9 protein-coding genes are annotated in these 11,918 nt (G+C 69.8%); 4 read left to right on the top strand and 5 right to left on the bottom strand.

The window, feature by feature from the left end; all coding sequences use genetic code 11:
* Positions 1-77: 77 nt before the first annotated feature.
* A complete protein-coding gene (gene surE / locus CRP49_RS42190) occupies positions 78-983 on the bottom strand; it encodes a 5'/3'-nucleotidase SurE (RefSeq protein ID WP_179852022.1) in 906 nt (301 codons plus the stop codon).
* 99 nt (positions 984-1,082) lie between these two features.
* Positions 1,083-2,327, bottom strand: a complete 1,245-nt coding sequence (locus tag CRP49_RS42185; protein WP_097259321.1) for an MFS transporter — start codon at positions 2,325-2,327, stop codon at positions 1,083-1,085.
* 622 nt (positions 2,328-2,949) lie between these two features.
* Between CRP49_RS42185 and CRP49_RS42180 the strand changes: the two genes are divergently transcribed.
* The 3 genes from CRP49_RS42180 (at position 2,950) to CRP49_RS42170 (ending at position 7,457) form a co-directional block, all read left to right on the top strand.
* Positions 2,950-3,579 (top strand): phosphatase PAP2 family protein, encoded by a 630-nt coding sequence (locus CRP49_RS42180; RefSeq protein ID WP_179852021.1) that lies wholly within the window; start codon positions 2,950-2,952, stop codon positions 3,577-3,579.
* Positions 3,580-3,860: 281 nt separating this feature from the next.
* A complete protein-coding gene (locus CRP49_RS42175) occupies positions 3,861-5,408 on the top strand; it encodes a carboxylesterase/lipase family protein (protein WP_097258640.1) in 1,548 nt (515 codons plus the stop codon).
* 174 nt (positions 5,409-5,582) lie between these two features.
* Positions 5,583-7,457: a glycoside hydrolase family 3 protein gene (locus tag CRP49_RS42170; RefSeq protein WP_306459804.1), complete on the top strand. Its 1,875-nt coding sequence runs from the start codon at positions 5,583-5,585 to the stop codon at positions 7,455-7,457.
* A gap of 71 nt (positions 7,458-7,528) precedes the next feature.
* Here CRP49_RS42170 and CRP49_RS42165 read toward each other — a convergent pair whose 3' ends face one another.
* Positions 7,529-8,884, bottom strand: coding sequence for a cytochrome P450 (locus CRP49_RS42165; RefSeq protein WP_097258639.1), 1,356 nt, complete (start codon positions 8,882-8,884; stop codon positions 7,529-7,531).
* 114 nt (positions 8,885-8,998) lie between these two features.
* Between CRP49_RS42165 and CRP49_RS42160 the strand changes: the two genes are divergently transcribed.
* Positions 8,999-10,009, top strand: coding sequence for a LacI family DNA-binding transcriptional regulator (locus CRP49_RS42160; protein ID WP_097258638.1), 1,011 nt, complete (start codon positions 8,999-9,001; stop codon positions 10,007-10,009).
* On the opposite strand, the gene CRP49_RS42155 is transcribed toward CRP49_RS42160, so the two are convergent.
* Positions 9,997-10,743 carry a phosphatase PAP2 family protein gene (locus CRP49_RS42155; RefSeq protein WP_097258637.1) on the bottom strand — a complete coding sequence of 249 codons (747 nt, stop codon included), beginning with the start codon at positions 10,741-10,743 and terminating at the stop codon, positions 9,997-9,999. The genes CRP49_RS42160 and CRP49_RS42155 overlap by 13 nt on opposite strands.
* A 79-nt stretch (positions 10,744-10,822) precedes the next feature.
* Complete coding sequence (locus CRP49_RS42150; RefSeq protein WP_097258636.1) at positions 10,823-11,788, bottom strand: alpha/beta hydrolase; 966 nt, start codon at positions 11,786-11,788, stop codon at positions 10,823-10,825.
* Between the last annotated feature and the right edge of the window lie 130 nt (positions 11,789-11,918).

Raw genomic sequence — 11,918 nt, 5'->3', positions numbered from 1 at the left:
GACGGGGACGGGTGGTACGGGGACGCCGACTCCCGGGTGGCCTGGAACACCCGGGGAGGAGGCGGAGCCGTTTCTGGCTACGGGCGCAGGCCGGCGAGAAGCGCCGCGGCCTTCGCGAAGTCGACGGTGCCGGCGTTCCAGTCGGGCGAGATCGGCGTGATGGAGACCTTGTCGGCGCTGATGGCTTCGACGTCACCGCCGTTCTCGGCAGGCGCCGAGACCACGTTGACGTTCACCTTCCAGGTGCCGTCACCGGAGTCGCTGTAGTCGGCTTTGAGGATGGGCTGCGGATCCTGAGTCGTGACGGAGACTCCCGAGGCGGTCCCCTTGCCGTCCGGACCGACCACCGGGTGGTTGAGGTTCAGGCCCACGCCCTCGGGCAACAGGCGTCCGCTCTTGGACCGGCTCCGCAGGCGTTCGATCAGCTTGACGACGAAGTCGTCGGTGGGGCGCATGGCATTGAAGATCGGCTCCGGCACCGGGGCCGCCAGCCCTCCGGTACTCACCGCGATCGCGGGCACACCCTGTTCCAGTGCGGCCACCGCGCCGCCGACGGTCCCGGAGTGGGTGGCCAGGGCGGCGACGTTGGGACCGAAGTTCGTGCCGGAGATCACGAGGTCCGGCGCGTGGTCGGCGAACACCTCGGACAGTCCGAAGGACACCGAGTCACCTGGCGTGCCGTCCACGGCCCACACCCAAGGCTCGGGGTGCTTCACCGTGATGGTGGTACTGCTCATCATCTTCGTCCCGGCGCCACTCTGGTTGGTGAGCGGGGCGACGATGGTGACGTCGTGGCCCGCGTCGGTGAGCCGCTGGTAGAGCATGCGAATGCCCGGGGCGTTGTATCCGTCGTCGTTCGTCAGCAGGATGTGCAGCGGGCCGTCCTGCGCGGCCTTCGGCGCGGCGCTCGCCGGTTCGGTACCGACGAGAGCCGGTGTGCACAGCAGCAGAGCGGCCAGGGGCAGAACGCGCGTGCGTCTCACGGAGTGCTCCTTCGATGAGTGAGGAGATATGGGGGAGGACGGGGACCGGCGGGCGTACGACCCCCTGCATGCGCCCGCCGGGGTTCCATGGCGCTGGGGTCAGCGCACTCCGCGGATCGGGAGGATGGCCAGCGCACCCAGCAGAGACAGGGCGCCGCCGATGAGGAACAGCGGTGTGTAGCCGCCCAGTGCGGTCACGACGGCGGACGCGACGAACGGAGCGATGATCTGCGGCCCGGCGTTGGCGATGTTGAGGACGCCCATGTCACGGGCGGCGTCCTCCGCGCGGGGCAGGACGAGCGTGACGACCGCGGTGTCCACTGCCATGAAGCATCCGAAGGCGAGCCCGTTCAGGGCGCTGAAGCAGAGCATTCCTGGCCAGGTCGGGCTGATGACGGGGACCGTCGTCACGATGCCGGCGAGCGCGGCCGACAGGCCGACGAAGACCTTGCGCCGGTTCCAGCGGTCGGACAGCAGACCTCCGACCACCGTGGACACGGCCATCGCGCCCATCGACACCGGAGTGAGGATCGCCATCGCCTCCGTCGGGGCCAGGCCCTTCGGTAGGTTGATGTGGTCTTCGAGGATGTAGAGCTGGTATCCGACGACGGAGAAGTAGCCGAGCACCATCAGTGCCCGTCCGATGAAGGCCCACCGGAAGTCATGGTTGGCCAGAGCGGAGAGGAATGCCGCCAGGCGATCGCGTTTCGGGACGGACGGCAGAGGCTCACGTCGCGGCACGTCGCGGCAGACTCCGGTGAGCAGCAGCGCAGCGCCGGCCACCACCGCGCCGAAGACCAGATAGCCCAGCTGAAGTTGGCCCGCGGTCTGCGAAGCGATCAGCACGCCGACCGTGCCGCCGATCGGCAACCCCAGGCCGACGAGGGCGGAGGCAAGGCCGCGACGAGCGGGAGGGATCCGGTCGGGTACGACCGCGGTGACGGCGGCCTGGTAGACGTTCATCGTTGCCTGTACCAGACACCATCCGATGCCCACCAGCAGCACGGTCCGCACACTGCCCAGGAACGCCAGTCCGGCGAGTGAGGCCAGGGCGCCACCGAGGATCCACGGGTTGCGGCGTCCCGTGCGGTCCGACAGGGCGCCGGCGATCGGGTTGAACGCGGTCGCGAAGACCGAGCTCACACCGCCCACGATGCCCAGGATCGTGACCTTGTCGCCGGGGTCGATCTGGGCGATCTGGGTCGGCAGCAGCACTGCGCCGACGCCCATGTACACGGCGAGCATGGAGGAGTTGGCGAGCAGGAGCAGCAGCATGAGGCCGCGCTGGCGGGGCTCGTGCGCGACGTTCGTCGCCTTCGGCTGGATGAGTTCATCGGTGGACACGGTGACCACCCAGCGGGAGGGACGCCGCAGGATACGCGCGGCGCGGAATGGGGCAGGGCATGTCGACTCCTGGAGCGCGGAGCTGAGAGTTGGATGGGGTGTGAGGCGGCAGACGCCGGCTGACGCGTGCTGGGGGATGGCACCTGCGTACGGCGTGGGTTACACGTGTTGCCTCGGCGTGTACGCCTTGTGTAGCACCTGTGGCGCCCATTGAGTAGAGGTTGGCTCAAATTGACGGCGACCGTAAGCGTCGGGATCGGGAGTGTGGGCGTTACTCGTGTAGCTACTCGCCAGTCGGTCTTGCCGCTGCCGTGACGGCTGGTTCAGGGTTGGCTCGGAAACGCCCCTCGCTTTGTCGTGCGCAGCGGTGCTGTCGCGCGACTGGCCGTGTCGTCGGCCGGTGGCGTCGACCGTCGCCCCGCCGCCGACGGGCCGACACCGCGTGCATCGCACGCGTGGTGCAGAAGCCCCGTCCCTGGGCCCTGGCTCTCGCGGGCCGGTGACCAGCCCCAGAGTCCCGGAAAGGTCAGTCATGAGCCGTCCACGAACTGGTGCCCCCTTGCGTCCGCCGTCCGGCGCGACCTCACACGGTCCGGTGCCGGTCGGCCCGCCGCGGGGGGCGTTGATTGCCGCCACCGTGCTGTTGACTGCGGTTTTGGCGACCGGTCTCGCCCTCCTCGGGAACGGGCGGCCGGCTTTCCAGAGCCTGGATGATCGCTGGATGAATGCGATGCAGGGGGCGCCGAGAGGTGCGGCGACGAGCCTGGCCCGCACGTTCGACGTGCTCGGCGGGCCCTTGGGAGTGATCCTGCCCCTCGCGCTGACCGGTTGCCTCGGAATCTACGGGAGATGGAGATCCGGCCTGTTCGTCTTCACGGCCGGAGTGGTTTCCAACATCGTCGTCGTGCTCCCCCTGAAGCAACTCGTCGACCGCCCGCGCCCGCCGCACCCCTGGGTCCTGGTCGGCGAGGGCTCGTTTCCGTCCGGTCAGGTCTTCACGGTGACGACTCTGCTTCTGGCTGCCGGAGTGGTGCTCTTTCCGCCCCGCGCGCGGCGCTGGTGGTGGCTTTTCGCGGCAGCCTTGATCGCCGTGACCATGTGGAGCCGTACGTGGCTGCACGCCCAATGGCTCAGTGACACCGTGGCCGGCGCCGCTGCGGGCGTGGGTGTCGTACTGCTGCTGTGGTCGGCGTTCGCCCGCCTTCTGGAGGAGGAGGCCAGGCGTGCCGCGGCCGATCGCCTGTGGGACTAGGGCCTGTCCGGCGGATCATGCCGGAATCGCGGGGCATGCCCCGCTCACCTGTGCTGATGAGGCACCGTTGCCTGGAGCCGGCCTGATCCGCCGGACAGGGCCTGGTTCGATCGCGGCCCCCTGCTTGTGTGCTGATTAATTGACGACCGTCGGAATTGCGGAATAGTGTCACGGTCCGGCTCGGCGCGGGTCCTGTCACTCCCGTGCCTCCGCCCGCCACGCGGCCCGAGCGGCAGCGGCTCCGATATGCCCGGGGAACGGGTTCACCAAGGAGGACATACATGACTGACAGGCAAGGTCAGGCTCCCCCCGTCGTCCAGTTGCCGGCCGGCCGGCTGCGCGGAGGCATCGACGGTGGTGTCGCGGTCTTCAAGGGCGTGCCGTACGCCGCACCACCGGTGGGTGACCTGCGCTGGCGTGACGCTCGGCCGCACCCCGGCTGGAGTGGTACCCGCGAGGCGACCGCATACGGGCCGAGCTCACCGCAGATGTACATCGAGGGTGGCGACCCGGTCCTGGGGGGCCATGGATCTCCGCCCTTCGACGACGACTGTCTGACGCTGAACATATGGACACCGGCCGTCGATGACGCTCGCCGACCGGTGCTGGTCTGGATCCATGGCGGCGGATTCGTCTCCGGCTCCGGATCGTTGCCCATCTACTCCGGCGAGACCTTCGCGCGCGACGGCGACCTGGTGGTCGTCACCCTGAACTACCGTCTCGGCCCCCTCGGTTACCTGTCGTTCGACGACGAGACCGCAGCGGAGGCACAGCCGGCCAATCTCTGGCTCACCGACCAGCTGACCGCGTTGCGCTGGGTGCGCGACAACATCGCCCACTTCGGTGGGGACCCCGACACCATCACTGTCGCCGGCCAGTCGGGCGGCGCCATGTCCACGGCCGCCCTTGCCGGGCACCCCGAAGCCCAGAAGATGTTCCGTCGGGCCATCCTCCAGAGCCCGCCCTTCGGTCTGCGCATCCCCACCCGCGACGAGTACCGGGAACGGATCGACGCCTACCTCGAGTCCGCCGGGGTGAAGGACGTCGACGAACTCCGGCACCTGCCGTGGCCGCGGCTTCTCGAGGCCGCCGGAGGGCTCTACGCGCGCACTGTGCGCTGGGGGTCCTGGGCCACTCCCTTCCTCCCCGTGCGGGACGACGTCACACTCTTCCGCCACCCGGCGGAGACCCTCCTGCACGGCGCGGCAGCCGAGATCGACGTTCTCATCGGCTGGACCCGCGAAGAGGCCAACTTCAACTTCGCCCTGGATCCGGCGTACGCGAAGTCCACCCGCGCCCAGGTGGTGGGCCGCATCGCGGAGCGCTTCGGCGACCGTGCGGCAGCCGATGTGTACGACGAGTACGCGCGGACCCGGCCCGGCGCCGGGCCCGTCGACGTGCTCATGGATCTGATCTCGGACGAGCTGTTCCGGGTTCCGTGCGTGGAACTGGCGGAAGCCAGGGCGGCGTTGGGTCGTCCCGTCTGGGCGTTCCAGTTCGACTTTCCGACGCCGGCGCATGGCGGGAGGCTCGCCGCCGCTCACTGCCTGGAACTTCCCTTCGTCTTCGACAACTTCGACAGCTGGTCGCATGCTCCACTCGTCGAGGGGATCGATTCGGTCGTGGGGGCCGGCTTGGCGAAGAGCATGCATCAAGCGTGGATCGCATTCGCCCGCACCGGCGACCCGAACCACCCCGGGATGCCGACGTGGGGGCAGTACCTGGAGGGAGATCGCACGACTATGCGTTTCGACGCCGTCACCCTCCCGGTGAACGACCTGGCCGGACGTGCCCGTCGCCTGCACGGTCGACGGGTGTCGGCCTCGTAGCCGGCGGATTCATCGAAAAGTCCCTCGCCGGCCTCTACATCAGTCAGTTACACGTGTAACGTGATCGGAGGTCGCGTGAAGGGGAGCGGCGGCCGAGCCGGTCCCGAGCGCCTGACCCAGCTCGGGACCGGCTTCACAGAGGCACTCGCACTCGCGAAACGGAAGAAGACACCCATGGCCCACGAAGCGACGGCCCGGCCGCGCATCCTCACCGCTCCCGACGGCACCGCTTTCCGCGATCTGAACGGCAACGGGGTGATGGAGCCCTACGAGAATCCGCGTCTGCCGGTGGACGAACGTGTCACCGACCTCCTCGGCCGCATGACCCTGCAGGAGAAGGCGGGCCTCATGTTCCAGACCATGATCGCGATCAATCCGGACGGATCACTGGTGGAGCCGGAGCCGGGAGCTGACGACGACGATCCGATGCGTGCCTCCACCTCCGCCATGGTGACCGGCAAGCTCATGAACCACTTCAACCTCTTCGGTGCCGCGGCTCCGCGCCGGATGGCCGAGTGGAACAACCGTCTCCAGGACCTGGCCGCGACGACCCGTCTGGGCATCCCGGTGACCATCTCGACCGACCCGCGCCACGGCTTCGTCGACAACCCTGCGGCCAGCGCGCACACCGACGGGTTCTCCCTGTGGCCGGAGCCGCCGGGCCTGGCGGCGATCGGGGACGAGGAGCTGGTACGGCGGCATGCCGACATCGTCCGCCGTGAGTACCTCGCCGTCGGTATCCGCCTGGCCCTGCATCCCATGGCCGATCTCGCCAGCGAGCCCCGGTGGGCTCGTATCACGGGTACGTTCGGCTCCGACGCCCACGTGGCCGCCCGCATGGTCGCCGCGTACATCCGCGGACTTCAGGGCGACGCCCTCGGCCCGTACAGCGTGGCAGCCATGACCAAGCACTTCCCCGGGGCCGGACCGCAGAAGGACGGAGAGGACGCCCACTTCCCGTACGGCCGCGAACAGGTCTACCCCGGCGGCAACTTCGACCACCACCTGATCCCCTTCGAGGCCGCGTTCGCCGCGGGGACGTCCCAGATCATGCCCTACTACGCCATGCCGGTCGGAACCCCGTACGAAGAAGTGGGCTTCGGTTTCAACAAGGGTGTCATCACCGGGTTGCTGCGCGAGAAGTACGGCTTCGACGGCATCGTGTGCACCGACTGGGGGCTGGTCACCGACAGCCGGATCCTCGGCTCCCCCTTCCCCGCCCGCGCCTGGGGCGTGGAACACCTGGACAGGCCGGCCCGCGTGGAAAAGATCCTCGACGCGGGTGCCGACCAGCTCGGTGGCGAAGCCGCACCCGAACTCGTCGTCGAACTGGTCCACGCGGGCCGGGTCGGCATGGACCGCATCGACGCCTCCGTCGCACGCCTCCTGCGCGAGAAGTTCCTCCTGGGCCTCTTCGACGACCCGTATGTCGACCCGGACGCCGCCGAGCGGATCTGCGGCAGCGACGAGTTCACCGCGGCGGGCCTGGCCGCCCAGAGCCGCTCGATCACGATTCTCAAGGACCGCCCGAGCGCGGCGGCGGATCCGATCCTGCCGTTGAAGGCCGGCATCCGAATGCACGTCCAGGGCGTCGATCCTGAGGTTGCCGAGCGCTACGCCACCGTGGTGGACAGCCTGGAAGAAGCCGACGTCGCACTGGTACGGATCAGGGCTCCGTACGACGAGCGGACGGAGGGCTTCGAGAAGTTCTTCCGCGCGGGCCGGCTCGATTTCACAGGGGAGGAACTGCGGCCGCTGCTGGCGACAGCCGCGGCCGTGCCGACCGTCTTCGACGTCTTCCTCGACCGTCCCGCGGTGCTCCCCGAGATCGCGGAGAAGGCGGCGGCTCTCGTGGCCGACTACGGTGCCTCGGACACCGCTCTGCTGGACGTCCTCTTCGGTCGCACGAAGGCACAGGGGCGACTTCCCTTCGAGCTTCCCCGCAGCATGGAAGCCGTCGACGCCGGTCACGAGGACGTGCCCGACGATTCCCAGGACCCGCTCTTCTCGTACGGCCATGGGCTGGACGTGCAGCCGCCCACGGAGTGAACCCGAAGCGCTGAAGGGGGTGTTGCCGGACCGAACAACGGTGTCCGGCAACACCCCCTTGGCGAAACCGCCTACCAGCCGCCGAAGGAGTTCCACCAACCCCAGCGCTGTGGCGGCGCCTCGTGCGGAGCACGGTCGGCGCGCCGCTCGGCGGGCGCCTTTACGACGGTCTGGGGGGACGCCACTGTGCCCCGACGGGTGTCGGAGTTGGTCGCGGCGAACGTCACCGGCAGTTCGGCCGGGGCCCCGCACCACAGGGACGGGTGTCGCAGAGCACTGTCCGGGAGGACGGGGCGGAGGCCGGCGAGTCGGTCCAGGAGCACCTCGAGCGCCGTTTCCGAGATCAGGCGAGCCGCATCCTTGGCGGGGCAGCCGTGGGTTCCGGTACCCCAGGCCAGGTGTGCCCGCGTACGGGAGGCCGTGGCGCCCTCAAGCTCCGGGTCGGTGTTGGCGGCCGCAAGACAGGGGATCACCAGGTCACCTTGCCGGATAGGGTGCCCTGCCAGGATCGTGTCGCCAGTCGCCCACCGGCCGGGGATGTTGGGCATCGGCGCGCCTGCGTGGAGCGCTTGCTCCATGAGGCGGGACACCGAATCTCCGGTCCCGGTCACCAGGGCTGGACCTTGATGTGCCAGGAGAAGGCGCACGCTGTTGCCGATCCAGCCGATGGTGCTCTCGCCACCGATCAAGGCGAGAGCGAGCAGGTTGTGGGCAACCTCGTCGTCGGACAACGCTGTGTCCTGAACCAGCCACGACGCAAGGTCGGGTGCCGGTGTGACGCTCCGCTCGTCCACCACCCGACGGAAGGTGTTGAGCAGCTTCGCATCTGCCCGCACGGCATCGGGGAAGCCGTTCACGACGGTCTGGCTCAGGACGCCGAGCGTCGTGAACGAATCGTCGGACAGGCCCAGCAGATGGGCGAACACCTCCCACACGAGAGGCCGGGCGTATCCAGCCATCAGGTCGGCGGTGCCCCGTACCGACCAGCTGTCCACCAGTGCGTTCGCCCGGTGGCGGACCAGTCGGCCCAGTTGCCTCGGATCGAGATGGCTGAGGGCCTCCGTCAGGGCACGGCGGTGCCGAAGGTGCTCTTCCCCGTCGAGCCGGAAGACGGCGGCGTGCGGACCGAGCAGCGGTAGCGCGGGTGTGTCCTCCCGCAGCCGTCCATGAGCGGCGGCATCCCACCGCCGCGGGTCGCTGGAGTAGTGATCCGCTCTCCAGATGACCTCCAGCACTTCCCGGTGGGTGAGCACCAGCCAGGCCGCGACGCCGGGGGCGATCTCGACCGGAACGACCGGTCCGCCTAGCCGGCGCAGGTGGGCGTAGCAGGCGGCGAGGTCCTGCTCCATCGCCCGGCCGTGCAGCGGGGTGAGGCCCGCGCGGTACGGGCGCCAGGGCATGGGGCCGGAGCGGCTCGTCGGTTCCATCGGACTCCTTCGGTGGGTGCGGGCCGGCCCGAAGGCGCCTGTCGCGCCTGTCGGTAACGCGTGTAACCTGGAGGGGGCCGGTCAGAGGACCGGGAGGAACGGGTTAAGGGCGTCATGGGCAAGGAGCCGACAGCGGCGGCAGCCGTCACGAGTGCCGACGTGGCACGTCTGGCGGGGGTGTCGAGGGCGACCGTGTCCTTCGTCCTCAACAACACGCAGGCGCACCGGGTCAGTGCCACTACGCGTGCCCGGGTGCTGGCGGCGGCTCAGCAGCTCGGCTATGTGCCGCACGCTGCCGCCCGGTCGCTGCGGGCGGGGCGGAGCAACCTCGTGCTCATGCCGGCGTCCGTCTCGGCGGTCGGAAGCCTGGTCAGCGCCTGGATCGACGACCTGCAGAGCGAGCTGGAACAGCACGGGTACGTCACCGTGCTCCACGCCGGGCGTTTCTCCGACTCCGTGAGCGCTGCCCGGGCCTGGGCCGAACTGCGCCCGGCGGCGGTGCTGGCCCTCGACGGTGACAGCCTGACCGACCAGGCCGCCGACGTGCTGGGCAGGGCCGGGGTGCGGGGTGTGCTGGCGTTCGCCTCCCATGACGTGAAAGGCGTCCACACCATCGGCTTCGACCACGCACGCGTCGGAGCACTGGCCGCCGAGCACCTCGTTTCCCGCGGACGGCGGAACATCGGCGTGATCATGCCGCGGGAGCGCGGCCTGGCCACCTTCGCCCGGCCGCGCCTGGCCGGAGCGCAGCAGGTCGCCGCCCGCAGCACGGCGGCGGCCGTCACCGCGGTCGAGATGTCCTACACCCACGAGTCCGCTGCCGAACTGGCCGGGCGTTGGCACGAGTCGGGTCTGGACGGGGTGTTCGCCTACAACGACGACTACGCGGCGCTGCTGCTGCATGCGCTGCGCAACAAAGGGGTGACCGTCCCGGGGGATGTCGCTGTGGTCGGCGCGGACGACCTGGTGTTGTCGGCTCTGCAACAGCCACCGTTGACGACGGTGCGGCTGGACCTGCCCACGCCCGCTCAGGTCGCCGACGCCCTGCACGAGCTGGTCGAGCGGGGTGTGCCGCCCGAGGTTCCGGGCATGGAGCCGGTCCTCGTCCACCGTCAGTCCTCGTGACCGGCCGGCCGGCCGACGGTGGCACGGACGGGTGACGCATCCGCTTCCCGGCTCAGGAGTGGTGTGAACAGCCACCACAGCACAAGGGCGGTGCCCGCGCCCGTGGTGGCGCCGGCCACAGTGTCGCTGAGCCAGTGGGCGTGCAGCCATGTGCGGCTCCACATCATCGCGACCGTGACGGCGATGCCGAAGGCCCACCAGCCTCGTCGGCGGGCCGTGGGGACGAAGAGGACGCCTACGACGACCACGAGGAGCGCCGTTCCGGCCGTGTGGCCGGAGGGGAATGAACCGTGGTCCACCCGGACCAGAGGGTGGGCCGGTCGCGGCCGGTCCACCCAGAACTTGAGGATGTGGACGACGGCCATGTTGCCCACCCCGTAGGTAGTGAGCAGAAACAGCAGGGACCGCCAGCGTCCGCATACCGCGAGGAGAAGCAGCAGGCCCACGGGTATCACCGCTCCCAGCGGGCCACCCAGCCAGTTCAGTACGGAGGCCACGGCCGCGCAGGGGCCGCTGTGCGGGCCTCCCATCCAGCGCAACCAGGCGTCGTCGACGCTCTGGAAGACCGGACGTGCCGGGCGGGTGAGCACTGCGGCGGCGAATGCGGTGGTGACGAGCAGGAAGAACACCCCGAGCTTGAGCGTGCCGGACCGTGCAGGAGGTGCGGAGAGGCGGTGGTGCCCCGGGGTGATCGGTGCAGGAGCGGCGAGTTCAGCCGCCGGAGTTCTGGTCATCAGGTACCTCTTGCGGCGCCGGACCGTCCGGCCGGCGCCACACGTGCTGGTCAGCGGCGATGGGGTGTACGACCCGGGCTCATGCGTTCAGGTGGCGGGCGAGGAAGGCGACGCTTTCGGAGACGATCGGCGTCACGTCCAGGGTGCCGAGGAAGATGTGGTCGGCGCCTTCCACCGGGTGCACGGTGACCTGGCCGCCGGCGCGCCGCAGGGCCTCGGCGAGCACCTCGCTCTGGCTGTAGGGCACGAGACCGTCGGCCGTTCCGTGGATCAGCAGGAAGGGGGGCGGGGTGGCCGGACCGGCGTAGGTGACCGGGCTGGCGACGCGGGCGAGCTCCGGCAGCTCTTCGGCGGTACCCCCCAGCAGCGCGGTGAACGGGTTGGGATATTCAGGGCCGGACGGCGAGGGCGGAAGGGTGTGCGACAGCAGCGCGCCCAGGTCCGATACCCCGTACCAGTCGACGACGGCCCGGACGGCGCTGTCCTCGTCCCGTGCGCCCTCGGCGCCCTCCAGTGCCGTGGCCGCTTCGGTGCCGTCGGCGCGGACGAGGCCCGCGAGCGCGGCCAGATGGCCGCCCGCCGATTCTCCCCAGACGCCGATCCGGTCCTTGTCGATGCCGAGGTCGGCGGCGAAGCGACGCACGTAGCGGATGGCGGCCTTCACGTCGTGCAGCTGTGCTGGGAACGGCGCCTCCAGACTGTGCCGGTAGTCGATGCTCACCACCGCGAGACCGGCTCCCAGGATCGTGCCGTACAGCAGCTCGACGGGCACGGTCGGCGGCGGGAAGCGCCGGTCGCCGTCGAGCCATCCGCCCCCGTGGATCCATACCACGGCCGGCACCGGCTGCTCGGACGCCGGCACGTGCGCATCGAGCAGACGCGGCCGGTATCCCGGCGTGCGCGCGTACGTCACCCCGTCGAAGCGGCGCACACCGTCCCGGCCGACCAGCGGGGGAGCGGGAGCGAGGAACGGTGGCGGAGGCCATTCCATGTCGCTGGTCGGGGCCGGCTGTGCGGTCGGGTCTGTCGGAGGTGATGAGGTCATGTCCGCCTCTCTCTGTGGGCGTGTGTCCGGCGACAGCGACGGGTGGGTGCTCCGCGTGTCTGCGCCGTTTCAGCGGTGCGGGATTTTCCGATGAATGTCCGGATTGCCCTTGTGTTCATGCAGGGCTCGC

It is taken from the genome of Streptomyces sp. Ag109_G2-15 (assembly GCF_900215565.1).
GTDB classification, from domain to species: Bacteria; Actinomycetota; Actinomycetes; order Streptomycetales; family Streptomycetaceae; genus Streptomyces; species Streptomyces diastatochromogenes.
This window is presented reverse-complemented; position numbering and strand designations above follow the sequence as displayed.

Coding starts and splice junctions, on each gene's coding strand:
- CRP49_RS42170 (WP_306459804.1), top strand. CDS start 5,583: ATGGCCCACGAAGCGACGGCCCGGCCGCGCATCCTCACCGCTCCCGAC.
- CRP49_RS42155 (WP_097258637.1), bottom strand. CDS start 10,743: ATGACCAGAACTCCGGCGGCTGAACTCGCCGCTCCTGCACCGATCACC.
- CRP49_RS42150 (WP_097258636.1), bottom strand. CDS start 11,788: ATGACCTCATCACCTCCGACAGACCCGACCGCACAGCCGGCCCCGACC.
- CRP49_RS42175 (WP_097258640.1), top strand. CDS start 3,861: ATGACTGACAGGCAAGGTCAGGCTCCCCCCGTCGTCCAGTTGCCGGCC.
- CRP49_RS42165 (WP_097258639.1), bottom strand. CDS start 8,884: ATGGAACCGACGAGCCGCTCCGGCCCCATGCCCTGGCGCCCGTACCGC.
- CRP49_RS42160 (WP_097258638.1), top strand. CDS start 8,999: ATGGGCAAGGAGCCGACAGCGGCGGCAGCCGTCACGAGTGCCGACGTG.